This window comes from Bradyrhizobium sp. SEMIA, assembly GCF_014844175.1.
GTDB classification, from domain to species: Bacteria; Pseudomonadota; Alphaproteobacteria; order Rhizobiales; family Xanthobacteraceae; genus Bradyrhizobium; species Bradyrhizobium arachidis.
Window position 1 is genome coordinate 6,440,553 of record NZ_CP046601.1, and the last position, 26,985, is coordinate 6,467,537.

The 26,985-nt window shown below is 57.0% G+C and carries 18 protein-coding genes and 2 pseudogenes; 10 read left to right on the forward strand and 10 right to left on the reverse strand.

The genetic code is table 11. The features are described 5' to 3' along the window. Window positions 1-352: 352 nt before the first annotated feature. Together FOM02_RS31115 and FOM02_RS31120 are read right to left on the reverse strand one after the other, a co-directional pair. A complete protein-coding gene (locus tag FOM02_RS31115) occupies window positions 353-2,221 on the reverse strand; it encodes an alpha,alpha-trehalose-phosphate synthase (UDP-forming) (RefSeq protein ID WP_265440493.1) in 1,869 nt (622 codons plus the stop codon). Between the two features lie 1,577 nt (window positions 2,222-3,798). Next, on the reverse strand, window positions 3,799-4,011 hold the full coding sequence (locus FOM02_RS31120) for a response regulator transcription factor (RefSeq protein ID WP_027562785.1): 213 nt from the start codon (window positions 4,009-4,011) through the stop codon (window positions 3,799-3,801). 602 nt (window positions 4,012-4,613) lie between these two features. Between FOM02_RS31120 and aepX the strand changes: the two genes are divergently transcribed. Next, window positions 4,614-5,471, forward strand: a complete 858-nt coding sequence (aepX, locus tag FOM02_RS31125; RefSeq protein WP_265442222.1) for a phosphoenolpyruvate mutase — start codon at window positions 4,614-4,616, stop codon at window positions 5,469-5,471. Window positions 5,472-5,789: 318 nt separating this feature from the next. After that, window positions 5,790-6,560, forward strand: a complete 771-nt coding sequence (locus FOM02_RS31130) for a phosphocholine cytidylyltransferase family protein (RefSeq protein WP_265442223.1) — start codon at window positions 5,790-5,792, stop codon at window positions 6,558-6,560. A 254-nt stretch (window positions 6,561-6,814) separates the two neighbouring features. On the opposite strand, the gene phnF is transcribed toward FOM02_RS31130, so the two are convergent. Together phnF and FOM02_RS31140 are read right to left on the reverse strand one after the other, a co-directional pair. Then, entirely contained in the window at window positions 6,815-7,615 is an 801-nt protein-coding gene (gene phnF / locus FOM02_RS31135; protein WP_265440494.1) for a phosphonate metabolism transcriptional regulator PhnF, read from the reverse strand. A gap of 27 nt (window positions 7,616-7,642) precedes the next feature. After that, entirely contained in the window at window positions 7,643-9,133 is a 1,491-nt protein-coding gene (locus FOM02_RS31140; protein WP_265440495.1) for an alkaline phosphatase family protein, read from the reverse strand. A gap of 243 nt (window positions 9,134-9,376) precedes the next feature. Between FOM02_RS31140 and FOM02_RS31145 the strand changes: the two genes are divergently transcribed. From FOM02_RS31145 to FOM02_RS31170, 6 genes are read left to right on the forward strand one after another with little or no spacing between them, the layout of a single operon-like run. After that, the gene (locus FOM02_RS31145; protein WP_265440496.1) at window positions 9,377-10,933 is read left to right on the forward strand and encodes an ABC transporter substrate-binding protein; all 1,557 of its coding nucleotides are present in this window, start codon (window positions 9,377-9,379) and stop codon (window positions 10,931-10,933) included. Window positions 10,934-10,989: 56 nt separating this feature from the next. Beyond that, complete coding sequence (locus FOM02_RS31150) at window positions 10,990-12,006, forward strand: ABC transporter ATP-binding protein (protein WP_265440497.1); 1,017 nt, start codon at window positions 10,990-10,992, stop codon at window positions 12,004-12,006. Continuing rightward, entirely contained in the window at window positions 12,007-12,906 is a 900-nt protein-coding gene (locus FOM02_RS31155) for an ABC transporter ATP-binding protein (protein WP_265440498.1), read from the forward strand. A 7-nt stretch (window positions 12,907-12,913) separates the two neighbouring features. Continuing rightward, window positions 12,914-13,849: an ABC transporter permease gene (locus FOM02_RS31160; RefSeq protein ID WP_035730188.1), complete on the forward strand. Its 936-nt coding sequence runs from the start codon at window positions 12,914-12,916 to the stop codon at window positions 13,847-13,849. Then, entirely contained in the window at window positions 13,850-14,755 is a 906-nt protein-coding gene (locus FOM02_RS31165; protein ID WP_265440499.1) for an ABC transporter permease, read from the forward strand. It abuts the gene before it with no gap. 40 nt (window positions 14,756-14,795) lie between these two features. Continuing rightward, a complete protein-coding gene (locus FOM02_RS31170) occupies window positions 14,796-15,524 on the forward strand; it encodes a peptidase C39 family protein (RefSeq protein WP_265440500.1) in 729 nt (242 codons plus the stop codon). 388 nt (window positions 15,525-15,912) lie between these two features. On the opposite strand, the gene asnB is transcribed toward FOM02_RS31170, so the two are convergent. The 6 genes from asnB to FOM02_RS31200 all read right to left on the reverse strand — a co-directional run bounded on the left by asnB (window position 15,913) and on the right by FOM02_RS31200 (window position 25,834). Next, window positions 15,913-17,805, reverse strand: a complete 1,893-nt coding sequence (asnB, locus tag FOM02_RS31175) for an asparagine synthase (glutamine-hydrolyzing) (RefSeq protein WP_265440501.1) — start codon at window positions 17,803-17,805, stop codon at window positions 15,913-15,915. Window positions 17,806-18,011: 206 nt separating this feature from the next. Continuing rightward, window positions 18,012-18,815 carry a formyltransferase family protein gene (locus FOM02_RS31180; RefSeq protein ID WP_265440502.1) on the reverse strand — a complete coding sequence of 268 codons (804 nt, stop codon included), beginning with the start codon at window positions 18,813-18,815 and terminating at the stop codon, window positions 18,012-18,014. A 29-nt stretch (window positions 18,816-18,844) separates the two neighbouring features. Next, complete coding sequence (locus FOM02_RS31185) at window positions 18,845-19,456, reverse strand: CDP-alcohol phosphatidyltransferase family protein (RefSeq protein ID WP_265440503.1); 612 nt, start codon at window positions 19,454-19,456, stop codon at window positions 18,845-18,847. A 638-nt stretch (window positions 19,457-20,094) separates the two neighbouring features. Then, a complete protein-coding gene (locus FOM02_RS31190; protein WP_265440504.1) occupies window positions 20,095-21,309 on the reverse strand; it encodes an MFS transporter in 1,215 nt (404 codons plus the stop codon). Between the two features lie 376 nt (window positions 21,310-21,685). Then, window positions 21,686-23,236: a hypothetical protein gene (locus FOM02_RS31195; RefSeq protein WP_265440505.1), complete on the reverse strand. Its 1,551-nt coding sequence runs from the start codon at window positions 23,234-23,236 to the stop codon at window positions 21,686-21,688. A gap of 1,233 nt (window positions 23,237-24,469) precedes the next feature. After that, the gene (locus FOM02_RS31200; protein ID WP_265440506.1) at window positions 24,470-25,834 is read right to left on the reverse strand and encodes an LLM class flavin-dependent oxidoreductase; all 1,365 of its coding nucleotides are present in this window, start codon (window positions 25,832-25,834) and stop codon (window positions 24,470-24,472) included. Window positions 25,835-26,233: 399 nt separating this feature from the next. Here FOM02_RS31200 and FOM02_RS31205 point away from each other — a divergent pair. Further along, window positions 26,234-26,407: pseudogene (locus FOM02_RS31205) on the forward strand (IS5/IS1182 family transposase); the annotation flags it as partial. Window positions 26,408-26,721: 314 nt separating this feature from the next. Next, a pseudogene (locus FOM02_RS31210) lies at window positions 26,722-26,961 on the forward strand (IS5/IS1182 family transposase); the annotation flags it as partial. Window positions 26,962-26,985: the final 24 nt, after the last annotated feature.

Below are 26,985 nucleotides of genomic sequence, written 5' to 3' on the forward strand. Positions count from 1 at the left end.
GACCAAGGGCGAGATTTCGATCGAGAATGCCCGCTGCTGCCGGATCATCCGGGCCGGTCCAAGGCTAGTGCAACCCTCACTGCGAACTGTTTCGTAACGTTGCTGTTGCGGCCCCAGAGCAAGCGCCGTTTCGCGGAGCGATCAACGAGTAGCGGCCCGCCGGCTGTCGCCGCCACCACTCGCATCAGCGTCGTTTACAGATGGAGCATGAGTTGACTGTATCGCCCTATTCTGGTCATGGACCACTCGCATGACGTCTTGGTTTCGTGCACGCGTCAGCGCCAAAGACCTGGATTGCTCCTCTGTCCTGCTACAGAGGCCTGTCAACCGCCGTGCTATGCTTTTCGCCCGGTCAGTCGTCGCGGGCACCGAGCTGTTGTCCGCGACGACCATCGCGTGAAGCTGTCGCCGCCTGCAGATCCCAGAGTCTGTCCTGTGTATGCTTCAGTGGGGCCGCTAAAGCCTCAAAGGCCGACTCGACGTCTGCATAGGCAGCCTGCTTCAAAGCGGCATCAGCGGGATCAATCTCGTTATAGGCGGTCAGCGCCGCCGCATAACTTTGATATAAGGGCATTTGAGCCTCGTTGCTCCAGCCGAAACCGGGAAGGAGGATGTGATCAGCCGGAATCATGACGCGGCTTTCGTCCAGCTCCCGGAGGTAGTTCGCCGACCAGTCGTGGATCGTGTAGGATTCAATCTTATCCATCATCGACCGCCAGCGCTTGACACGCTCCTCAAGCGGCATGTTGGCCGCTTTCGAAATAGCATCAGCAATCTCTTCGGGATTGTTTGGGTCAATCAGCAGTGCCTCGTCTTCGTTGAAATCTTCAGCCGCCCCTGCAAACTTCGATAGTACAAGAACGCCGGGATTATTTGGGTCTTGGGCGGCGACATATTCTTTCGCCACGAGATTCATGCCATCACGCAGCGGCGTGACGAGACCTACATTTGCGGCGCGGTAAACACGGGCGAGTGCAGCCTGGCTGAACGAGTCATTCGTGTAGTGGATCGCCTTCCACTCGTCCGTGCCATGCTCAGCATTGACTTGGCTGATCGCATTCTCCACGTCCTCCTTGTACTTCTGATATTCGACGACGTCCGCACGAGAGGACGGCGCGATCTGCAGCAACGAGATGCTGCCAGGCTTCGCGGCTAAAAGGTGGTTGAACGAATCGCCCCTCTTATCGATACCCTTTGTGTAGTCGAGCCGGTCTACGCCGACCGCAAACTTGGTGCCCGCGAACTTCTGCAATAATGACGAGAGTTTTTCTTCCTCAGCGGGTGAAACCTCTGCCGAAAGATACTCCGCAAACTGCTTGGGATCGATGCCGATCGGGAATTTTTGGAGCCGCGTCTGGCCACGCTCCGTTGTCAGGATGCCATCCTTGCTCTTCAGCCCGAAATATACCTGCAGACAGGCCAGAAAATTGTTGAGATCTCGGTTTGTCTGAAAGCCGAGCAGATCGTACTCCAGCATCAACTTCATAAGTTCGCGATGGTGGGGTACGCGCTCGATCATGTCGGGTGACGGCCATGGCGTGTGCAGAAAAAAGCCGGTCGGCCGATCGATGCCGAGCCTATGCAGTTCAGCCGCGAGCGGAAGTAAATGATAATCATGGACCCAGAATGCGTCACGATCCCGTACGTCGAAGGCCGCTCGCGCTATAAACGCGTTCACATTTCGATAGCTCTCATAATCGCCTTCGGAGCCCGACATCCGTTCAAGCAGGGAGTGCAGTGCCGGCCACAGGGTCGAATTCGAAAAACCTCGATAATAGCCGGCATAGTCCGCCTCTGGCAGGTCTAGCCTCGCCACGTCGCCTGCACCGGTCTTCACCAGCGGCAAGGGCTGGTCGTTACCATCTCCTTGGGTGTCCGAGGAACCCACCCAGAGTGCACCGGAATGTTGAACGACCGGTTCGAGACCTGCCGCAAGCCCGCCGATCTGAGGCCTGTTAGGGTCGAAGGGGGCAACCCGGTTCGAGATGACAACCAGCTTCATTTCGGGCTTCTGGTTGACCGTATCGAGGCCGTCCTCCATGTCAGCCGAAACAACAGCATCGGAAGGACCTGCACCTCCTTGTTGCTCCTGTTCCAACGGCATGTCGTGCAGCTGCAGGTCAAAGGCCGCTTGGCTTAAGGTTTCATCTTGCTGGGTCGTGCCTGATGTGCTGCTGGAAGCCAACGTTGCGGTGTCGATCGCGTCATGGATCCGAACCATCTCGTAACTCCCTTTGACGATGCTTGCGTTTGATGCAGTCGCAGATCAGCCCCGAGATATCTCCATTACGCACGATGGCAGGTCCAGCTTTCCGGAATCTGACCAGTCGAGCAAAATCATCGGATTGCTGCATCCAATCGGGATTTCAAGGCGGTCGTGGCGGATGAGGCGACGAGATCCCAAATTAGGGCAAGATGACGTTTGGCTTCATCGAGTTGATGAGTGCAAGCAGAGCGTTGCCGTCGTTGCCGGCGACGCGTAATGGGGCTCGATGGGAGGAAGACTCAGGCGGTGTGACGAGGTCACCGTCCTATCGGCACCATTTGCATGGCGCGAGCGCGCATTGACAAGTCTATGGAGTAGTCAATTGTCTGGATGCCGGAGATCTTTTGCCAACATCGGCCGCGCGCTCCGGCACCCCGACGGTAGGATATAAACGGGCATCATAGGGCTGCTGGCGTGGTCCGCGCGGCGGCTCATCGGGCATCCGAATACGAGGTAGACACCTGCAGAGAAGCTTCCTTCAAGCTGCCGCGGCCCACTACCTTGGTCTATGAGATTGTGCCCCTACGCGGTGATACGATCCGCTTCCATGACATGCCCCTGTTCGTACCCTGAGGAGGATACCTCCGATGTGGTCGGCTTGATGCTCTGCCCGGCGGCAAAAACAATGCGAACGACTCCCCACTATGCAAGAGCAAACGAAATTGCAGCTCGAAGTTTGACCAGGATGGTAGGAGCGTGCGTCGTTAACGGCCCCGTACTTGTCGTCCCCACCACGCGGAGAATGCATATGAGCTCAACATTGCGCACCGATTCGTGGTCGCGTTGCGCGCCTCGAATCCTCCTCAACGCCGTTCCCGGTTCTGCCAAGTTTCCAAATCATGAATGACGCCCTCTGGTCGTGGCCCAACTCAGCCACATCGACTTCGAGTCGCCCGCCTCGGAAAACACCGGGATCGCGCCGTCCGCCGCAAACAACTTCAGCTTATCTCGAATCCACCACATCATCTGAAGAACGCAACAGTCGCACCGGGTGTCCGCGGAAAGGCCGTTCAACAAGCTAGCTACGCTTCGTGAGGATCGCGCGCACATCGTTGACCGCACAGAGCGCTAGAATATGATGAAACGTCTACCAGCAGCACGCTTTTGGAAATGGATTCACGCACTATGAGTGCCCTCTTCGTGTCCGGCCCAACCGGCTACGCCGCCTTTCCGAACGACCACGACTTCAGTACGTAAGCCGCTACCATAAACTCTCTTCAATTTACGCCACGCATACGACCGCCGCAGCCGCGCAGGGGGGACGGACCGATCACATCGTTAACATAGACATCCGACCGGCCGTCGAGCTTACAAGGGGGTCATGAGCCTGTTAGCTCACCTCCCCTAATGGTCCACGGAGCCCCGTGACGATCGGCGACGAAATAGAAGCACGTCCCGGTTCATAGTAACAGCGCCTATATTATGGCTCTACGGCCGCGGCCGCGTCATTCGCGTCGCATTCCGCCGGAGCAAGCCGCAGTCGCCCCTTACATTTGGCTAGATCTGTATGAGCGGCAACGGAACCGCGACCGTTACTCAATAAGACGGTAACGTCGCGCCTTGACGACGCACTGAGTCCGGCTGGACGTTTCCAGCTTTCGCATCGCATTCTTGATATGAAAGTTGACGGTGTTCTCGCTCACTTTCAGAATGACGCCGATAGCCCAGGATGACTTCCCCTCCTCGACCCATCGCAAACACTGTCTTTCCCGCTCCGACAGCACAACTTCTTTCTCATCCGCCATGAATTTCTCCTGGACTCGAGAGAACAGGAGAGGCATCAGCAAGTGCCATGCCACTCAGTGGCGGCCAGCAACATCGGCGAGGCAGGACGGATCTTCGGCGATTGCCGCGACATTCGCGCAAAACCGCCATCCCACTACAGCCCTGTCGATGGGATCGCGACATGTGTCGTAAACACGACATCAGCATTACGACAACCGTGGCTGTCGATGTTGTGTCCAACTCCATGTGAGGCGGATATCACCCTTTCGCTAAGCACTCGTCCCCGTCAAGGAGTGGGAGAGTTCTCCCTGGGGCTGCAGGACCAGGCTCGCGAACCCAGGTCATCCATTCGTACCAAGGCTCCTCTTTCTAGCCTTTAAGGATCCCAATCAACCCATAGCGAACAGCTTTGCGTTCGGCGCCATTCCTACGCAATTATGCGAATCTGCGCGTCTCAAAAAACTACCAATGCTGGTCATTGATCGGCATTCCCCCGAAAAGATATGAACGGTGACGTTGGCGCCAATCGAGGATCGGCTTGCAGGATCTAGGCATGCAGTATCAACCACAAGCTGTTCGGGCTACGGCAGGTCGTCAATGCGCAGGGCCGTCGCCCGTCGAAATGCTTCGCGCCCAGGTCTGCTCGAATGATGAGCTCTCGTTTCTGATGGAAGCGCATGATGGCCTGTCTGCCACGATCGCCCAGCGCTCAGGATTCAAGGGGCTCTGGGCCTCTGGTTTGTCGATTGCCAGCTCGCTCGGCTATCGCGATGCCAATGAAGCCTCATGGACCCAGCTCGTGCAGAGCGTCGAACGCATAGTGGACTCGACAGAGCTCGCTGTGCTCGTTGATGGGGATGGCGGCTTCGGTAATTTCAACAATGCTCGTCTCCTCGCACGCAAACTTCATCAGGCGGGCGCCGCCGGCATCTCGCTTGAGGACAGCTGCTTTCCAAAGCTGAACTCGCTTATTGGTGAGCGGCATCCGCTCGCCAATATCGATGAATTCTCCGGTCGTCTGCGGGCTGTAAAGGATGCAGTCGCTGACAATTTGGTTCTCGTGGCTAGGATCGAAGCGCTGATCGCCGGGCACGGGTTGAATGAAGCCATCTTGCGTGCTCACGCTTATGCCGACGCGGGAGCCGATGCAATCTTGATTCACTCGCGAAAGAGTACCGCGGACGAGATGCTTTCGTTTGTCACCGAGTGGCGGAACCGGCTCCCTGTCGTGATCGTTCCGACGACGTACTTTCGAACGCCAGTCTCTGCCTATCGTGATGCGCGCATCTCCACAGTCGTCTGGGCCAATCACTCCATGCGGGCTGCGGCAGCTGCAATGCGGCGCATCTGCGATAGCATCGCAGCTCAAGAGAGCGTTGCGAACATTGAATCTCATATCGCGCCGCTCAGTGAGATATTCGAGCTCCTGAGGTATGACGAGCTCGCCGTGGCCGAAAAGCAATATCTGCAGCCCAGCTAGTCCATGTCAGCAGAGTTGGCACCTACAGCTTCTCTTTCAAAACCCGCCCGATGCGCCGCGGGCCCCTCGTCGGACTCGCTCCGGTGTGACCCAGCAAGCCCGCGACCTAACATCCTCGACAGCTCCGGATAGGGCTAAACATCTGTCCCTAACGCTTAAGGATCACACAGCGGCTGATGCAGGTGTATGCGTCGATGACAATTCACAGCTACGCCATTCAAAATCTGGGCTGGTCGGACAAGTCTGCGGCACGTAACACTGAACAGAGGCGTTCACGATGCTCGAGGAGCGAAACTCGGGATGAATAAGGCGAATGAAATGCCTCTGAATGCCCCCAAGCATGCTCTCATTCTCGCCGCTGGAGTGGGCTCTCGACTGCGACCGCTAACGGATCTAAACCCAAAACCTCTCGTCCAAATCCATGGCACTCCCATCCTGCACAACGCGCTACATAACCTTGGGCGTGTCGGCGTGGAACAGGTGACGATTGTTGTCGGGTATCGCAAAGAGGCGATCCGAGGCGCTTGCGGCAGTCGGTTGGGCGATGTTGCAATCAAATACGTCGAATCCCCCGTTTACGACCGTACTGGGAGCGCCTATTCGCTCTGGCTGGCGCGTGACGCGCTCGTTTCCGGGGACCACCTGCTTCTTGAGGGCGACGTCTTCTTCGAGGAAAATGTATTGCGGCGGCTGCTCATCAGTGAAGAGCCAGATGCGGCTGCTGTCGCTCCCTTCGGTGAGCTGATGCAGGGATCAGCGGTCCTATTGTCCGATCTTGGCTTCATTTCAGAATTTCGCTTGAAACAAACAGCGGGAAATCTCATCACGGATGGGCCGCCTCTTTACAAGACGATGAATCTGTTTCGCCTGTCCGCGTCTACTCTGCGGACAGAGGTCGTTCCGGCCCTAGACGATATGATCAAGGCCGGAGCTACCCAGGCCTACACCGAGGAGCTTCTTTCCTATCTCGTGGAAAGGCAAGGCCTGCTGCTTGCTGCGGTGAGATGCGATGATCTCAGGTGGTACGAAATCGATGATGCCGACGATCTGCATACCGCCGAGCGCATCTTCGCAAAAGCCGACGTTTGATACAACGCCCACGATCACGGAAGGTTTGACGCGGCGCCTCTTTACGACCTGCGCCGCTGCCTCTGAGCCTGGCCGCCTAACAACGCCAAGGCCCGCAAGCTTGAAGGGGTCGCAACCAACGCGGCCTCCTAGTGTCTCAGCAAAACGCGAGCACCTCGTCCGGGCATGATGCGTGAAACACACCCCCAGAAGCAATGGTGCTAGCAAAACAGTTATTTCCCTCCAGCCGCTTTGAGGGAGGCATCGGACGGGACCTAGACCTTCACAGAGGCAGATGTTTTCCATTTCCTCGCTTGCGCTTTTCCGGATCGAGGCTTTCCTGCAAGCGACTGCTCCGCGGAACTCATCTCTTTAAAGTCGAACCTGAAGCTGATTCTCGGTGCGCACAGTACATTCTCGCCAAATTTGATCGGAATACGGCCGGAGCAATCAAGGCTCTCTTTGACGAAGACCGGTGCTGAAGTCGACATTTCAAGGAGGCGCGCCTCCTGCGCAGAGGGCAGACGCGCACTTATCGTCACCCATTGCTGCGAGTAGTCTTCAATTCCAATGCGCCTGAGAGCTATCGAGATCGAGTTGGCGCCAGAGAATTTGTCCAGCAGTCCGGGAGTGCGCTTCGCCGGAAAGTAGCTATGAGCAATGACGATTGGGATCTCGTCCTGGTAGCTCAGTGTGTCGATGCGCAGCACATCGTCACGAGCTTGCAAATCGAGGTAGCCGGCGAGCCGCTCGTCTGCCTTTATCGTTGCAGCAGACAGGATCTTACGACGCGCCAAGCGGCCTTGCGAGATGAGATTATCGGTCAGCCGGGTTTGAGGGGAAAGCAGATAGGGTGTTGGATGTTCGACAACGAAAGTGCCTCTCCCCTGCTCGACGCGGAGCAGTCCCTCCTGCTCGAGTGCCCGAATGGCGTACCTTACGGTGTGCCGGTTGACACCATATTCGAGAGCAAGCTCTACGTCGTTCGGAAGTTTTTCGCCTGGCCGAAATCGGCTCGAGGCAATGGCTTCTTCGATGTTCGACCGAACAAACTCCCAGCGCTTTCCTTGATACATAGGTCAAATGTTCCGTGGTTCAGGCTTTCAATTGCGCGGATTAGCACCAGCTTTATCATTTTTAACCTGCGCCAGCCGTGTTACGGCCGCTCCCCTCAGATAAAGACGTTGTCGGTAAAGCTCCCGGAAGACAGTTGACCGGCGTGTTGAAGAGGCAATTGAGACGCTCGCATCTTCGACATTATACTGGCTTCTGTCCTCCCGATCTTGCAAAGCTTCATCGATGATACGGCCGTGCAACGTCGACGGTAACGGCAGTCCCAAGCTGGAAAGGATCGTCGGCACCAGATCAACGATGCTGGTTGGGGCCGCAACAACTCCCCTTCTAAAGGCATCGCCAGCAAGGATGCATAATGAAGACAGCTCGTGCGCCGAAAGCCCTCCGTGCATACCAACGCCGATTGGATAGGTCCCATCGTAGTACACGGCGTCGCGCGAACCGCTCCGATTAGCCGCGCCGCAATCGGCGAGAACAAACGACAGGTCTGCACTTCGTTCGTGTTCGGCCATGACAGCCGAAAGCGCAAGGGTGCTCGCGACAATTGGAGAGCCATCGGGAGCCTGACGTGAGAAAGCAACGCCAAACCATGGCTCCTCGCACATGGCGTGATACAGCTCTGTCAGAAGATGACCCTCTCTGTCCCGGGCCCAAATGTTGACAGCGCGTTGAGCGGTTATTGCGGCGTCTACGTCGGGCGTGAGTTCGTATCCGACCTTGAAACCCGACCGCCGCAGGTGTTTCAATACGGAGACCTTTTCTCCAATGATGGCGTGTCCGTGATCGGATGCAGCAATAAGCTGTACTCCTTCCCGCTCTCCTTTCTCGTTCCACCAAGCGAAAATACGCCCAAACTGGCGATCGACCTCGTGGAGCACCTCACGCGCTCTAGGATGCTGAAGTCCGAACATGTGATATGTAATGTCCGGCTCGGAAAGCCAGAGCAGGCTGACCTCCGGAAGTGCTTCTTTCTTCAGGAACGAGAAGAATAGGTCGACGACGCGTTCAATGGTCGCACGCGCCGGTCGCTCGTCGGGAGGGAGCATCGGAAACGACGGCGCAATCCGGCGAACGGCAGCGTTGCCACCGAACATTGACGGGTCATGGACCCAGAACGCCGGCGCCCCCGCCTGCCAACTCCCCCAGCTGGAAAGTCCAAAAGAGCCCTGTGATTGAGATCCGATCGACAACATCGCCCTTCCATGAGCCGCCAAGACTTCGCCGATCGTCGTGGCGGTGAGAACGCCACCGCTTTCGCCGCCGAGTGTCAGGAGCTCCGAGAGCGAAGATCCGTCGATGGATCGACCGTTCGCCACAAAGCGGTTGCCGATGATTCCGTGCGCCGCGCTATGTCCGCCCGTGGCCAACGCGGCCGATGAAACCCGCGTCTCACTGGGAAAAGATGAGGTATGGCGGGCAAGTCGAAGGCCGATTTTGGACAGCTCGGCGAGATTGGGCGTAACTGCTTCGTTTAGCTGGTCAGGACGAAGACCATCCAGCATGACAATTACAAATTTCATTCCGCCACCTTCCAGCTCCGATTCCGAGCCTCAACCTACGGGAGTGGCAACGCCGTTGTCTAGCTACCTAGGCACCTAGGCCTGTCATGATGGTGTCACACGGTGTGAATTATATCTCGCAGTAGTCGAACCGTTCCTCAGAAAACCATTGTCCGAGACCGCCCGGCCCGAGCGTGAGCACGCAAAGCTGCATGGTTCAGAGCTCGGCACGCAATGGTTTGTGCAACTAAGAAGAGATGTGTGATGAAGACCTGTGATCGACGCACGGTTCTCAAATTGGTCGGTGGGCTGAGCTTGCTTCCATCGACCTCTGTCTTTGCCCAAAACGCTGGCCGGACGGCACTGCGGATCGCAATGCAGGATCTGCGCGTCGAGCTCGATCCGCTCCATCCCCGTGCCACGGCGCTCGTGAGCTTTCGGGTGCTCGAGAGCATTTACGACAAGCTCTTTGCAATCGACTATCAACGGGACGGGCAGATTCGGCCGATGTTGGCTGAAAGCATCGAGGCTCTCGACAGCACCACATATCGCGTGTCTCTGCGGAAAGGGGTTCAATTCCACGATGGTGAAGAGTTAACGGCAGAGGACGTCGCATTTACCTTCGGCGCGGAGCGTATGCTGGCAAAGGACAGCCCGGGTTATGGCGTTGGCCAGATCAGCTTTCCGTCGATGAGCGCGGTGCGGGCAACCGGTCGACACACTGTCGAGTTCAGCACGAAGGCGCCCGATCCTGTCTTCGTCAAACGACTGACCTCCTATGGAGGCGGCATCGTCTCGAAATCGGCCTATCTGAAGGCGGCGACATTCGATCAATGGGCCAGAGCACCCGTCGCGGCGGGGCCTTACCGCGTCGTTGAGGCCGTCGAAAACCGCTACATACGCCTCGAGGCGCACGAGGGCTACTGGGGTGGAAGGCCGCCGCTGAAGGGGATCGAGTTTCGGATGGTGCGGGAGCCGGCAGCACGCGTCGCCGGCCTTCGCGCTGGCGATTTCGACATCATCACAACCGTAGCGCCGGATCAGTTCGATATCCTCGCCGCGGACAACCGGCTGGACGTGGTTGGAGGCGACACAATGTCCTTCCGCACGCTGGTCTATGATTCGACGACCAATGAGGTGCTGCGGGATCCGCGCATGAGGCGCGCCATGAATCTAGCGATCGACAGGCAGACCATTGTCAATAGTGTCTGGCGCAAGCGCATCAGTGTGCCGCCTTCCCATCAACACCTTGCTTACGGCGCTCTCTACAATCCTGACCGGCCAATCCCACGGTACAATCCGGAAGAGGCCAAGCGGCTTCTTACCGAAGCTGGTTACAAAGGGGCAGCAATTCCTTTCAAAACGGTCGGCAACTATTACACGGCCGAGCTTATCGAAACTCAAGCTATCGCGGCAATGTGGAGGGCTGTCGGCCTGAACGTCGATATTCAAATGAAAGAGAATTGGGCCCAAGTCGAAGAGCGTTTGGGCCGCGGCGTGAACAACTCGTCAGATGGCACATACTATCCCGACCCCACCGCATCTTTCGTCTCGCGCTGGGGGTCTCAAAGCAATTTTCAGCGGGGTGGGTATTGGCGGAACGACAGATTCAATATGCTGGAGACGACTTTGCTGACGGCGCAGGACCCGGCCCAAAGGCGAGTCGCCTATCAAGAGATGCTCAACATATTCGACGAGATTGATCCACCAGGAACGGTGCTCCATTCGCTTGGCGAGTTCTTCGGGAAGCGCGCCAACATCAAGTGGACACCGACGCCAACCGGTTTGATGGATTTTCGGCCAGGCGCAATCAACGTCTAGCCGAGAAGACGCCTTGGGCCAGACGTACAAGAGTATGGTGCTCGGAAGGTGGAATCATGGACCAAACCACAGCGCATGCGCTTGAAGCACCTTTTGTCCAAACTTTTGAGCAAGGGAATGTCGGGCGCCCAGCCATGGCGGCTGGCAACCTGCCGCTCCTCAGCATTACTGGATTGACCGTTGTCCTTGCAGACCGGCCCGAGACGCGCCTACTGGATGCCGTTCAGTTCGAGCTGCGGAAAGGTGAGTTTTTCGCGCTTGTCGGCGAAAGCGGCAGCGGAAAGAGCGTGCTGTGTTCGACCATCATGGGAGTAGCTAGTTCCGAACTGAGATGTCTCGGCGACATCCATATCGAAGGCAGGCGTCTTTCTGATGTCGATCGGCGCCAGCGTGCAATGATCTACCAACAGCCAGGTCTATATCTCAACCCTGTCCGGAACATTGGTTTCCAGCTTCGCGAGACGGTCCAGGTGCTCGACGGCTTGAGCAAGAAAGAGGCGAGCGAAAGGGCTGCAGATCTACTCCGCGATGTGGGGATCGATGACCCCGATGAGACGATGAGAAAATACCCGCACGAGATGTCCGGCGGAATGAATCAGCGCGTCATGATTGCAATGGCGCTGGCGATGAAGCCGAAGCTTCTCATCGCTGACGAGCCGACCTCGGCTCTCGACGTCACCACGCAAAAGCAGATCCTTGACTTGCTCGAACAGCTCCGCTCAGACATGGCAATCCTCTTTGTGACCCACGACCTGGGCGTTGCCCTACAACGATCGGACCGCATCGGCGTTCTCTACGCCGGCCAGCTGGTCGAAATCGGGCGCGCCGATCTCGTCGCTCGAACTCCCCTGCATCCCTATACGCGCGCGCTATTCTCCGCTGTCCCCCCACTCTCAGGGCGTCCCCGGCGTCTGCACAGCCCAGCAGGCAGCCTCCCTGAACCTACTCAGCGCCAGGCCGGCTGCAATTTCGCATCTCGGTGCTCCGGAAGGTTGGACATTTGCCGGCACACAAGGCCTACCTTGCAGGGCATTCCACAACAAGTGGTGGCATGCCACAACTTGGAGGCATGAATGGCATTACCGACCGAGCCTCCTCACGTTCATACAGCGCGCGCGTCGTCCGAACCCATTCTCGAGCTGCGCAATGTCGATTTTTCCTACCCGGCTGCTCGGCGCTCCGCTGCGCAGGTCCTTGGCGGCTCGAGGCTGCATAAGATCAACATGATCATCCGTCGTGGCAAGGCCCATGGGCTGATAGGAGAGTCCGGCAGCGGCAAAAGCACCATCGCCAAGCTTCTGCTTGGGCTGATAGCGCCAGAAGCGGGTCAGATCTTTTTTGACGGCGAGCTGCTGACGCCGGATCGATTGGCTGCGTTCCGCCTTCGTGTCCAACCTGTCTTTCAGAGCCCTCTCGACGCACTGGACCCAATTACCCCGATCGGCAAACAAATCATCGCGCCTCTGCTCGTGAACTTCAAAATGAAATCTTCCGAGTGTCAGGCTCGGCTCGCTGCAGCAATTTCCGCCGTCGGCCTATCGGGCGAGATCCTTGGCAAATTGCCCCATCAGATAAGCGGCGGACAGGCGCAGCGGGTCAACATAGCTCGAGCACTTATTCTCGATCCCGAGCTTCTGATTTGTGACGAGCCCGTCTCCGCACTTGACATGACCGTTCAGGCTCAGATCCTAAACCTTCTGTCGGATCTGCGCGAGAGCCGGGGCCTGTCCCTCTTGTTCATCAGTCATGATATCAGATCCGTTGCCTATCTCTGCTCAGAGATCACCGTCCTGAAGCGCGGAAGCATCGTTGAGAGCGGTTCACGCGATGAAGTGCTGCTCGACCCAAAGACGGATTACATGAAGTCCCTACTCGAGGCGGTGCCCAATTCTGGGCTCGGCCTTCAAACGGCATCACCTTCAAAGCCTTGTTCGCAGCCAGCAGGGCGTCGCGACTTGCCGGCGGAGGGGTGATAGCCGCATGAGGCGCAACACGCGGAAGATATTTGCGAGCAAAATTGCTCGCGCATTGGTCACACTCGTTTTGATGGTAACAAGCGTATTCGTTCTTATGCGCTGCGCGGGCGATCCGGTCACCGTCTTACTCGGGCCGGACGCGACGGCGGACATGCGCGCCGCCTACTCCGGCGAATTGGGGCTCGACCGCCCGATCCTAGCGCAGTATCTGGCCTATCTTCATAACATCGTCCGAGGAAGCTTAGGCGTCTCTTACGTCTATCGACAGGATGCACTCGGTGTCGTCCTCAGCCACCTTCCACTGACGCTGACACTCACCTGCTCTGCTCTTACTTTGGCGGCGCTCGCAGGCGTTGCGGGAGGAATAACTGCCGCGGTGTTTCCGTCGAGCTTCATAGGCCGTGCGTGCACGATCGGAACCGTCGTAGGATTGTGCGTTCCCAGCTTCTTCCTGGCGATCGTGCTGATGCTGGTGTTCTCAATCCAGCTCAATTGGTTGCCAACCGGCGGCGCCGAGAGCTGGCGCAGCTTGGTTCTGCCGGCAGTAACCATGGCGGCCGCGAGCTCCGCCGTGCTTGCCCGCTACACCCGCGTGGCCGTTCGCGAAGCGCTGGACAGCCGGTATGTGTTGGCTGCGTTAGCGCGGGACATTCCGTTCTGGCGGATATTGATACACCACGTACTACCCAATGCGGCGGTGCCGATCCTGACCATACTTGGCCTTCTCATCGGCGGAGCGGTAACCGGTTCGACAGTGGTCGAGACGGTCTTCTCATGGCCGGGTATCGGAAACCTCTTCGTCACATCCGTCGGCAACAGGGACGTTCCAGTGGTGCAGGCTATTGTCCTGCTTGCTGGCACTGCGATGATCATGACCAACCTAGCCGTCGATCTCGGCTACGCTTGGCTCGATCCGCGGTCGAAATCCTCGGAGAACTAAATGAGCACCGCCTGGGCGCATGAATGGACCCGGAATATCTTCCGTTCTTCGAAAGACCGTCGCGATGTGCGTAAGCCATCCCAAATTGGACTCTATGTTGGCGCCGTATGGATTGTCGGATGTCTGTTGATTGCAGCACTGGCCCAGGTGATTTCCCCCTATCATCCAGCACAGATCTCCTTGGATGCACGGCTTTCGCCTCCACTATTCTTCGGCGGCACGATTGAACATTTGCTGGGCACCGACGAGCTCGGTCGGGATGTGCTGGCTCGGTTGATATATTCAATCCAGATCAGCATGCTCGTTGCGGTGGGCGGGACCTTCATCAGTACTCTGCTGGGCGTTTCGTTAGGCTTCCTCGCTGCCGAGCTCGGCGGACTGATCGACGAGGGGGTCATGGCACTGGTCGATATGCAGGCTGCTGTGCCATTCATGATGACCGCACTTCTTGTCATCACGATATTTGGCAATTCGCTGGCACTCTTTGTCTGTCTTGTCGGCTTGCACGGTTGGGAGCGCCACGCCCGCATCGCGAGGGGGCTTGCTTTGACGGCACGCAATCGGCTCCATGTAACGGCGGCGCGGACCTACAACGCTTCGCGGGTTCATATCTACGCAAGGCATATTCTCCCAGCCTGTGCACCTACCCTCGTGGTCGGCATGACCCTTGGTCTCACCGAGACGGTTCTCCTGGAAAGCACCCTGAGCTTTCTTGGGCTGGGGATACAGCCGCCGATGTCCAGCCTGGGCAATATGGTGGGATTCGGCAGAGACTATTTGATGACCGCATGGTGGATCGCCCTCGCGCCCGGGCTCGTCATCGCAACGACAGCGGTTGCTCTCATGACAATCAGCGAGGCGCTGCGCCAGACGGGATCTCGCTCAGCTTCCTTCACATTCACCTGAGATGATGTCGCGTCCCGACTTCGAAAGCTCAACAAATCACATGGTCAGGAACGTTCCTCTGTATCGACAAAAGAGGAAATTCACCTGTGGACCATCTTCCCTGATGATGGTCATGTCCGCTCTCGACGAGCGATATCAGCCGAATGAAACAGCTGAGCTCGAGATCTGGCGAGAGGCAACAACCATTCACGGCGGCTGCGGACCGGTTGGCCTGGCACTAGCCCTCAAACGGCGCGGCTTCGCAGCGCTTGTTGTCGTGAGCCATGATGGGCTCTTTCTCAAATCTCGCGCTTCGCAAGGCGGCGAGGTGGAGGTGATGCAGATTCTCCAGGAGCGAGATCTAGCCGAGGCAGACCAGCGCTGCATCCCCGTCCATCTTGGCACCTACAGCCTCGATGACCTCTCGAAATGGATGGCGGTGGGGTGGTATCCTATCGTGATGGTCAGCATTGAGTTCGAAGCTAAAATGATCACTCATTGGGTGGTGGTGACTGGGACGGACGCCGATTACGTATTTTTCAATGATCCACTCAAAGATCCCACTGAGGCAGATGCTGCCACGCGCGTTGACCACGCGAGCTTTGCCAGCATGACCGAGTTCGGGCCTAACCGGGAAAAGGCTGTCATTCTTGCTGGTCTTCCAAAAATGGCGAATGTCGCGCTTCCGCTTCCCAGGATTTATGCTAGCCATCAACCTCGGCCTGACCCGCCAATCGTTTCCGGTTCGAACGCTGATGCCTCCGGTGGACGCGAAAAGCCCGACATATAGCGGCAGTGAGTGGCTTCGAATGGTGCCATAGAGCGGGCTCGCGGTCCGGTGCCGGTATACACCCGAGCTGGACAGCAGCAAACCGGCCATCATGATGGTCTGTCCTGCATTCCTACCACGCGTCCGTCAAACCGAGCTTTTCGCAGGGCGCGCGAACACGACAGGTCGTCTCTCAGCATCAACGTTCTTCTCGCGTACTAATCCACTGGCGTAGTTCATCCCAGTTCCAGCACACTCAGAACGCCTCATCCGCACTGGATTACGCGATCGCGCATCCATACATTTCTGGCGGATGGCATTCTCCTGTTTCCAAAGACCGATCGGCTCGTCTTCCGCTAAGCGGTGGGGCATTGCCTTGACTCCCCCCGCATCCGGTCCCTACCAACAGCTATGAAGGCAGTTGACGAAGGAAGACCTCCAGATTGCAGATCAACCAGAGCTGTTTTCCGAATGCATCGTTCGCCGCTTGAGAGCGGCGCGCATACCATCGGCGGAGAGCACCAATGTCGAGATAGTCAGCGATCGCGGGAGAGTCTTTGAAGATTAAGTCACGAAAGGGCGCCGAGCTCTGCTCTGTCGCCCACTTACCTAGAGGCAGCGGAAACCCAAGCTTTTTTCTCGTGATCACACTTGTGGGTAGATGATCTCGGTAAAGACTGCGCAGAGCGGTCTTGGAGACGTCAAGCGTTTCGCTAAATTTCGCAATGGGCTGGAGGACCGCCTGAAACGGGGCGAAGGCATGTTTCCAACTCAGATGTTCTGAGAACGACATGCGCAGAGCTAGTGCAACGATTCGGTGGTCTGTGAAGGGAACGCGAGACTCCACGCCCGCCGCCATTGTGGTGTTATCGACCATTTCAAGCAGCGCCGGTAAATGATGCCGTACAAAGAATTGCCTTATGCGCTCGACCGGGGTGGCGCCACCTGAATGGTAGGCATCGTTCATCCAATCGATCAGCTCCGCATCGTGGACGATCTCCTTTCTCCATTCCGGTGTCGCCAGCAACAGCTTCTCGGCTTGGGGAAAGTAAGTGTACCGCGCAAGGAAGAACTCAACTTCGCCCGCCTTGAACTTGGGGAGGCCGAGATGGCGTCGCACCGGGCGGCCAATGACATCTGGCAGAGCGGCCAACAGCGCCTGTCGACGAAGGTCGAAGGGCAATCTGAAGATCCGGCTATATCCGAGGAATATCTCGTCGGCACCTTCGCCGGTAAGGAGGACCTTGTGAGAGTGGCTGACCGCCCGCGCAAGCAAATACATCGCGGCTTCGTTGTGCATGCCGACCGGATGACTACGCAACGCGGTAAGCCGCGTAACGACATCCAGGCTCGTTGCCCCTGGCAGCCGAACCAAGACGTGGGCGAGCTTGAGAGATTTCGCGACCTCAACCGCATAAGGGCTTTCATCGTACGCATCCTTGCTTACGATTCCAGTAAAGCATGTCGGCCTTTGCGACGAGTGCCTTGAAAGCTCGAAAGCCAAGACACTGGAGTCGAGTCCTCCGGAAAGCAGCGCCGCGACTGGAGTGTGGGGCAGCAAATGTTCCTCCACGGCGCTGCCAATCAAGGTTTCAAGAGAATCGCAATCGCCACCATCATCGAGGTAGGCAGGATCAGACCAACACGTCTGCTCGTGCGATTGAGCCGTGATTTTCAGCCAGGTTCCCGGTTGCAGCTTTCGAACATGTGAAAACAACGTCCTCTCGCCGAAAACGGCGCGGTAGGAGAGGAAGCTTGATAATCCGACCGGATCGATCTTCGAGCGGACCCTAGGCCACTGCAGGATGGCTGACGGTTGTGAGGCAAAGACAAACCCATTATCCACGCAAGCGTAATATAGCGGTTTGACTCCGAGCCGATCTCTGACAAGGAACGCTGTCGCGGTCTTTTGATCGTAGATTGCGAAAGCAAACATTCCCCGCAGACGTTTGACGCTATCAATCCCCCAACAAGCAAATGCCTTGCAAAGTACTTCCGTATCCGACTCAGTGCGAAATCGGTATCCGCGCCGGAGCAGGTCCCGCCTTAAATCACGGTAATTGTAGATCTCGCCGTTATACGTGAGGGTCAAGCCGAATTCCTCATCGAGAAACGGTTGGTTTGACCGGGGATCCGGATCGATAATCGCGAGCCTTCGATGCGCAAAGGCAAAGGAAGAGGTCACGCAACTACCACTCGCGTCAGGGCCCCGATGGGCCAGGGCCTGAGCGCAACGCGCGAGGTTCCGCTCGGTCACTGACATATCAGTAACCCGTCCGATGAATCCGCAAATCCCACACACAGTTCGCCTCCTGCGTGTCCAGCCGGCTCACACGCGGTCGGGGCGCCGGCGCCTTTCGATGGGCTGGATGCTGCAAAAAACAACCTCCAGAGCTAAGACCACGTTCAGTCAATGAGCGGAAGTTCGCGGGCAACACTTTGGCTTCGCGGACGGCCTCGAGAAGCGCGATCTCATATTCCGGGCGAGCTTCCGCGGTGCGAGCCAAGTCAAGCCTTACCCTGGAGGTGAACGTCCCGAGCGAGCGTCCGAACCTCATTGGTCATGACTCGTTCGACAAGCCACCTTGGAGGCTCAATGCGTGGTGGAAGGTATAGAGCGCGGTAGAGCCGATCGAGTTCTTCGCCGCTGCGTGGAACGTCTGACGAATCCAAAAGTGCGGTCATCATGCGCATGGGATAGAAGCAAGCCTTGCGCTTTTCTTGAGCGATCAAGTCGTCTTGTGAGCGACGCGACGCCGATCCGTCCAATAAACGCAGCCACACTTGGCAGAAGAGAGCGTAGCCATAAAGTTGCGCTCTGGTATCTAAAGAGAGGGCTGTCTCGGACGGCAGCACGGGGAACCGCAATTCGCCGAGAATATCGCCCCTATCGACCCGCTCTGAGAGATAGTGGACAGTTACCCCAAAGCTCTTCTCGCCATTGAGTATGGCATGCGTCCGCGCAAAACTGCCGCGATATTCAGGCAGCGGGCCCGGATGAAGATTGATACCCCCTCCATCGAACCGTGCGAGGATATGGGGCGGGAAAATCTTGTTCCACATGACGCTTACGAGAAACGTCCCGAGAGGAGGAACATCATCTATCGACTCGAAAAAGGGTACTCCGAAGCGGTCTGCGACTTCCCAAAGCTCCTCACGGGTTTCGTGCCTCCACCAAGTTTTCTCGTACCGAGAAGCGCCGAGAATGCCGGCGATGTGGTCTTTGCCGCAGGTCTCGATGACAAACAGAAGACAGCGGGTCGCAAGTCCCCTGGTGCCGGCAAATACCACGCGGTTGAATGAGCTCGACATTTCTCGTCCTTACGACACTGCAAGCCCGCTTATTGACCCGCTCTACTCGTCATCAATAGTCCGGCGGACGCAGTGGCCGCCACGCCGATGGTTATCACATGCACAAGTCTGCCAGAGGCTTTGATCTTGAACGGGGCGATGTGGAGCAACGATAGCGGTACAAAGAATGCGGGAAGAACCACACCCAACTCAAGCGACGCGATAGTGTGGTCAACCAGCAAGATCGCGGCAAGTATCGGCAGAGCGTAAGAGAGAGGTAGACCGGTCGAACGACCACGCTCGTCCAATCCGAAATAGTCAAAATATGCCAGACGAAGAGCTCCGATCAGCATCACGAGCGCTGTGAACACCGCAGATGCTGGAAACTCGATAAAAGATGCGATGACAATCGCCGGAATGACTGATCCAAACAAAAGGTCAGAGAACGCATCGAGAGCTTTACCAATGGTTCTGGTGGCCACCGTTCGATTCCTGCTGCGCCGGGCAATTTCGCCGTCGACATCATCAGCGATGATCGCCCAGAGTCCTAGCGCTACTGCCACCTCATACTGTCCTTTGGCCACGAGCCCGATCGCTGCGCCAGAACACAGGAGCCCCACGGCAGTAACGGCATTTGCGCGGTCAAATAAATATGCGATCATCGAACCTCGATGTTACTTTTTCTGCCGAGAGCGATCGAATTCTCCGCCCTTGCGGCTGGTTGGCAACCTCAACTTAACCTGGGCTAGGCCCCAAATGTCCGCAAACTACCGGTTCTAGTAGGTCGGCTTAGTGGTTCCGCGAGCTAAGACGGCAGCTCCTCCCTTCATGCGAATGTGGGCACAAGGCGGATTCGAGCGGTGGTCGACTGCCTTGACTTTCTCTCCCATAGACTTTGCTGTTCGATCGCCTCGAAAGAACCGCCAGCGGGCGCTTGTTGACACGCCCCAGACAAGACGCAAAACGGGCCGCACACCGCGGCGAAAGGCGGTCCCGATCGCGATAATCAAGTCCAGAGTACCAGATAATCCAAACGTGCAACTCCTCAGCGGGACGACATCTGTCGTTCAGAGCTTTGGCCGGGCGAAGCCGAGATACGTCTCCCATTTGGCGCTGCAGTTGGACCGCCCAGTTGATCGCCCCTGGCACACCATGGCTCTCCAGAATGCGCGCTAACGTCGCGCGCGCGGGGTTGATGAGCCCAAACTCAGACCCTTGCGATCGCTCATCTAAGGCGGCGGACACTTATTGACGATCCGGCTCACGTCGGGCTCGCCGTCAGGCCAATCAGCGGACTTCCTCAACGGCCTGGTTCGCACTTTGATCGGGCACTCACAAATGCGAATGAAACCGTGCTTGCTATTGCGCAGACGGCTAAAGAAGCTAAGGCAAGCCTGACGCCATAGTTGCTTTTGATGAAATTAAAGAAGAATGGCGCAAACGACGCCGTCGACAATCGGACAGCAGTGATAAGCCCGACTCGTGCTCCATACCCATCAGGTCCGAAGACAGAGAGCGGCAAGCTTCCACGACAGATGCTGTTTAGACCAGAGCTAAACCCAACGAAGGCAATGAAAAATATAATTCCGACGAGAGAGTGAGACGCCAGCACGATGGAGACAGTCGCCAACGAGAGCATAACGCCTGACAGAATGGTGAGTTGAATAGGCGATATCCTCTCGCTAAGCGACCCTGCAAATAGCCGTACTGCGAGCTGTGACGGGCCGAAGAGCGTGGAAACCAAGGCTGTCTCCTGCCGATCCAAGCCGATCGACGAGAGGATGGGTATCATCCGGGTAAGTAATGCTGAAAACACAAATGTCGTTAGCGAGAAACCTACCGCCATGAGCACGAGCTCAATCAGCTTGGAAGACGATTGGCCTTGCAGGCCGCCGACCGTGTTCTGATTTCCAAGTCTTACGGAGGACCTGCCAAGAGCCAATTGGATTAGAGGGAGGGCGAGAAGAACATTGCAACCTCCGTAGATCCAGCAGACCTGTCTCCAGCTTATGGACGTGAGCAACAACGAGGTCAACGGCCAAAACAGCGTTGACGAGAAACCGACGATCAATGTCAAGGTAGCCATTTGCCGTTTCGCATGAACCGCATCTAGCTGTACCAAAAACACGAACGCAGCCTCATAGAAGAGGAATGCCGACGCAAGTTGCATACCGAACAGGGCAATTGCAAAAACGACCGCATTCCAAGAAGTTGCTGCAATTCCGAGGCTAGCAGCTCCAACGAAAGAAGCGACTTTCATTGTCTTGCCTGCGCCGTATCGGTCCATCAGGCGACCGGCAACCAGCGATAGCAGCGCACTGGCAAGCAAGGCAAAGGAGAAACAACCAATTATCCAGCCCTCTGTGACTACGAGTTCACGGGACGCCTCTTTTGCAATGGCCGCCACGCAATAATAAAGTGTGCCGTAGCTGATAATTCCTGCACCTCCCAGCGCGACAAGGACCAGCCTTTCATTCTCCCGGATGGGCGGCGATCTTCTCGGTTCGAGTCCCATATCCGTCGAGTGCCCCAACTACTACAGATCACGCGCGATAGGCTCTGGTTGCCTCCGACTCAGAGCCGATCAGTATTCCAGCGATGGTGAATGACACGACTACGGCGCAAGACGACTTTTGACCGCTGTTTGGTCGTGTCAGTCGTGGTGTCTCGACCACACACTTTCCCCGTAGGTGTCGATCAACCCTAGTCTGCACTACACACATATGAAGCGGCCGGCCTGCCCTTGTATTTCGAGGCGGCAAAATACGCTTCAATCAGCTTAGCGACGCTTATCAACAGTATGCGAGCATAGACTGGGCTGAACTTGTCCTCGGAAGATGATACCTCCTGATTATCTCCAGTTTGCTCGGACTCCTTTTTTAGAGGACCGTTTAGCCACGACTTGCACATCTTACGCCATCGCTGTGATTTGTTCGGGTACGCGTGGCGCGCCAACTCGCACGTCCGAATTGCCGCCTAAAGGTGAGGCCGCTGTACTTGGCTGCGGACGCACCCAAGAAAACAACCCCTGTCAAAATGCCATCGTGAAGCGTTCCTTCGAACTCGTAGTCCAAGGCCAAGGGATCGCCCGACAATTGGGAAAACAGCTTCAATTTCGACCCAACTATGTTGCCTCGGCAGTTACCCGAGACCTCAGCGCCGATGTGCGTGCCCGCAATATTCTGACGATCCTGTAGCAGCATGAACGCATGGACCGCGCTACCGTGAAGAAAGTCGATAAAGACCTGCCATGCTCCCGCTAGCTCCTCGAAACCAGCCTCTTGAGGCGCCGCTGGCGCTAAAGGCGGCTCTGAAATGGCATGAACGATTGAGCGGCCGACGATCTCAGCTTCGACTTTAGTCAGATTGGTCGGATCGACTACGATCCGCTGCTGGCGCTGCCAACAGTCGTGCAGCACAATGCGCGGACGCCCGGTGGCTAACCTCCTGGCGATCACGTCGGCGTTTACTGGGAACATTTTAGCCTGCCAGGAAACGGCAATTCGTGGATTGCAGAATGCAGAGTCTGGCTCCATCTCTTCGACAGCCAGGCCAGGCACACTCAAAAATTCGCGCTTCATTATCGAAATACACTCGCGCCACCTTTCCATCGCACGAGCGGCCCCTCCCCTTAGCCATTGCTCTAACGCGACGTAAGCACCGATGATCTCGTCTTTACCAACCTTCATTGACCGACCAAACGATTGGCCAGGAGGTCCATTCAGGTACGCTGCTCTACATAGTCGTTCCGAGCCAAGTAAGAAGCCGGTAGATTGCGGTCCGCGGATGTACTTGCCGCCCGAATGAATCAGCAGATCGGCCCCGTTTCGAAGCCAAACGCTCGGAAATCTTGGGGCTGCTCCGGCCGCGTCCACAATCAGCGGGATTCCCAATTGTTTGGAGCGCAGAGCGATTTCCTCGAAGGGAACGACCGACTTCGGAATATCTGAGGCAACGACGCATATTCCCGCAATGTTCTCGATTGGAAGCTGGTCCAACTCTGAGGCTCGACCGATAGGAAGCACTATACAGCCGACTGCTCGAATTGCGTGCTCGTAAGCCATCCGTTGATCAGCAGCGACAACCACGATCTTCTCGCCACGCGAAGGTAGCTTCAGCATCTTTTCCGGATCGTTGCCTGCAACGCAAGCAGCAACAGCTTGGCTTACTGCTGCCGCACTTCCAGCGGTCACGAGCCCCCATTCGGCACCGGTGAGCGTGGCCAATTTCCGGCCCACCGCTTCCGCCAGTTCGTTCATAACGACAAACCCTCGACCCGAAGCTTCCATTGCGGCGAGTACAGATCGCGTTGGATTGCATCCGCCGTAGGAGGCACGCACGCCCGTGCAGTTAATGATCGGTTCAACGCCAAGATCGCGCAACACTTGACCCGCGGCGGGCCTGGCATACGGCGGTCCGTTGCGATGAATATCCATGTTCATAAGGCATCTCCTGCAACTCTTCCAACAGACGGAGCCGACCGCGGTGCTGACGCTCAAATAAATAGGAGAACCCCCGCACACAACCTTTTGGATTCTATTAGGCCAGCTCGCGCCGCTACAAGAGAGCGACTGGAATCAGTTTTCGACATCTTCTCTTGAGCTCGACAATCGCTCGCGCACACCGTCGGCAGGTCGTGAACGCGGCGATGCCCACCTTTCGATCGCATGCGATTTGAGCGAGGTTGGCACCCTACTCCCTGCAGCCGATGACGCTAACCCGGGCGAAGATGCCAGCCGGCAGCTCCTGCCGCGCCAAGGAAAGCATCAAAACTCGTGCCAGTTCGCTGATTGCGCAGGCCAACCTTTTCCGATCACTTCTTAGTGGGTTCGACTCTGCGAACCAGGCTGAAACACTGTCGCGAATCCGACAAACCTCGAGTCGCCGCATCGTTTCTCTTATGGTTGGCGAGGCCTTTGCCATCCTCAAGAGTCTAACGAAATCGCCGCCAGAGGAGGAGCGCACACTGCCCACAAATTCGCCGCTTCCGCGACAGCGTGAGACTCCAGATGAGGCGAGGTCCGTCTCCCCTTGCTGGCCGTGTCGGATCAGCTTACAGACGGGCTGCTTCCATAACCAGACCGTTGTTGACGACTGCACCCGTGAATGCCTGCCGGTAATGGCCGATGACACTCGCTCTCAGCGGGTGGTGCGAGGACGGCAGACCAAGGACGGTCAGCGAAAATAGCACCGAAACAGCAATGCCATTCTGACATCGGGGATCGGAGTGGTGTCTCCTGGCATCACATCGCGCCCGGCGCAAAGCCCTCGCAAAACCTTTGATCGAGACCTGTTCTCCTCACTGCGGCAGGCCAAGGTCGGACCCGGACGCTGGCCCGCCCGACTGGGGACTCCAGCAGCCAGAGCGAACTGAAGATTGGACAAGACCTGCGCGCAAGGATTCGCATCGCATGGGCGCCTAACTCCAACGTGCGTGGAAATAGATCGTTGCGCGCCCGCCGTCAAAACGCATTCCGTTATGTGTTTGATCGTGCTTGGGCCGCTTACCGCCCGATCGTCTCCTCTGAAGGCTGCTCCATCCTCGCAGAGGAGCAACCGTGACGACATTCTCAGCGGCTTCATTCAATGGTAACAATTGAGTTGAATGCCTTTGAGGCTGCAACCTCGAACGCTTGCACTCCAAAAGCCAGAAGGTCAAATTCCACGCATGCGTTCTACGTATACTCTTGCGGAAGGCTTCTTATTCCGGGCTGCGCGAACTGATTCAGCGGCCGCTTGAGCCCAAGGTTCTCTCTCAGTGTTTGTCCAGAATATCCAGATCTGAATTTGCCGCGTCTGCGCAATTCGGGAACAACGAGCTCAACAAAATCTTTGAGACCACCGGGGAGAGTCGCCGGCAGTATGTTGAAGCCATCAGCCGCACGTTGATCAAACGTATCCACCATGGTGTCGGCGATTTCGTCCGGTGTCCCAACAACCAAAAGATGCCCTCCGCTGTCCGCTATCCGGCGAATCAGTTCTCGCCAGGTGAACTTGTGGCGAGCGGCCAGGTTGAGGAGCACCTTTTGACGACTCTGGAAGAAATTCGTCTGCGGTAATGCCTCAGGGACCAATGCGTCGAGATCCACCGACCGCAGATCCGTAACAAATCCAAGCCATTGATCGGCCCTGCTAACTAGAACGTCAATGGGCGTATACGATTGTAGTCTCTGAAGCTTCTCAGACGCCTCTTGCTTGGTCCTTCCAACGATCGGGACAATGCCCGGCATGATTACCACCTGATCGTCCTGACGCCCAAGGGCGCGAGCTTTCTCTTTCAGATTTGCGTAGTATCGTACGCCGTTTTCTAAAGACGGTTCGGCCGTGAACACGACCTCGCCGACTTCTGCGGCGAACCGAATTCCGGCGTCGGATGCGCCGGCCTGAACCAACACAGGATCCCCTTGCGGCGGCCTTGCCACATTCAGTGGGCCTCTGACTGACAAGTAGTTCCCGCGGTGGTTAAGCACGTGCAACTTATTGGTATCAGCAAAAACGCCGCTCTGCTTATCGCGAATGAACGCGTCATCTTCCCAGGTATCCCAAAGCCCCTTGGCCACGTCCACGAATTCCTTCGCTCGAGCATAGCGCGCATCATAGCCTGGAAGTTCATCTTCGCCGAAGTTTGCCGCTTCGAACTTACCTGCCGACGTGACAATGTTCCAGGCCGCACGTCCTCCCGACAAGTAGTCAAGTGAGGCGAGCATGCGTGCAAGATGATAGGGCTGGTGGTACGTCGTCGTCGCGGTCGCGACAAGACCGATTTGTTGAGTTCTCGACGAAAGCGCCGAGAGCAGCGTGATTGGCTCGAACCCGTCATTTCGGCCAGCACGAGCGATGGTCGCATTGTCACGTTCTGACACGCTGGGGCTGTCGGGGCAAAAGACGAAGTGAAATGCTGCGCCTTCGGCAATCGCAGCAAGATGAGCATAATGCTCGATGTCAACTCCGCCATTCGCAGGCACACTCGGATCGCACCAAGCACCTTGGTTATATCCCGCTTGAACGAGAAACAGTCCGAGCTTCATTTCATCCCGCATGCCGTACCTCCGTTTAAATTAGACTATCGTCGCGCGCCCGTTCAGCTGATGATCTCCTCCACAATGGAACTCCTTGCCTGAGCTTCCCGCTCTCCGAGTGAACGCATATCGCAGAACGGATATAGGGCCCGCTGAGATCGGCCAGAAGAGCATCAATCTTGCGCGCTTGCATCTAGAGGAAGCTCACGGCTGGCAAAGACCAGAAAGAGGAGTAATTTTGTACGCGGGAGCCGGTGGATTCATCGCGAGGCTTCTTCAAGGAAAAGATGACATGCTTCCGTCATCTGAATCAATTACTAACGTTGATAGTTGACCGAAGCGCACCTTTTGCGTTGCGCCAACGCGTGGAATTGCGGTTAGGATCTCAGGATCACAAGAGGCTGAGTCGCCGCATCGAAGGTGGCGACGCAACCGAAGAAGCACAGGACTTGGGATCGGGCGATTTTTCGGGGCAGACTGGACCAGATTATCAATAAGATGCACGGGCTGGTTCAGCTCGCCTGCAAAGTCGATTGGGACTGGATCGACGGCGAGATCGCGCCGCTCCATTGCGAGAACGGTCGGCCAGCTGTTGCTTGAGCACATTTGCAGGCTGTCCGATGAGGGCGGCCATCGTCGCTACCTAGGGGCGGGGATCGTAAACGAAGGGGAGCCCCAGCCGCGGGCGGTAAGGTGGGATGATGAACGACATTTAGCCCGCATCGCGCGGCCCTGTTCGGGAAACGTCGGCGGGAGCTTCCGGCGCGGTCTCACTGAACAAGCTCCGCTTAGTAGCGGAATTGATGCGGCGAAGCATGGCCAACGAGAGTTTGCGGTACACTGCACGCTGCCAGAGGGCGGTTTCGTCGAAGCGTTCGCGAGGGTCGACATCCTCCACTGTAGCGCTGGTGTGCGAGCGCTGCGCGCACGATCCGCATTTACAGTTCCCCCGCGAAGAGTTCAGTGCGCCGTTCCGCGCGAACGCTCGGAGCTGAGCCATTGGCGCGAGCGGCTCGGCCGAACTGGTGCTGCTGGCCAAGATCTTGCGGGTGGCGCACGTGCCTGCACGTCACGCAACCAAGACCTAAAGCAGCACGGTCGATACCACCGTGCAGCCGAAGGCCATCACCTTCCCAGCCGATGCCAGGCGCGGATCAATCGATCAAACTGGT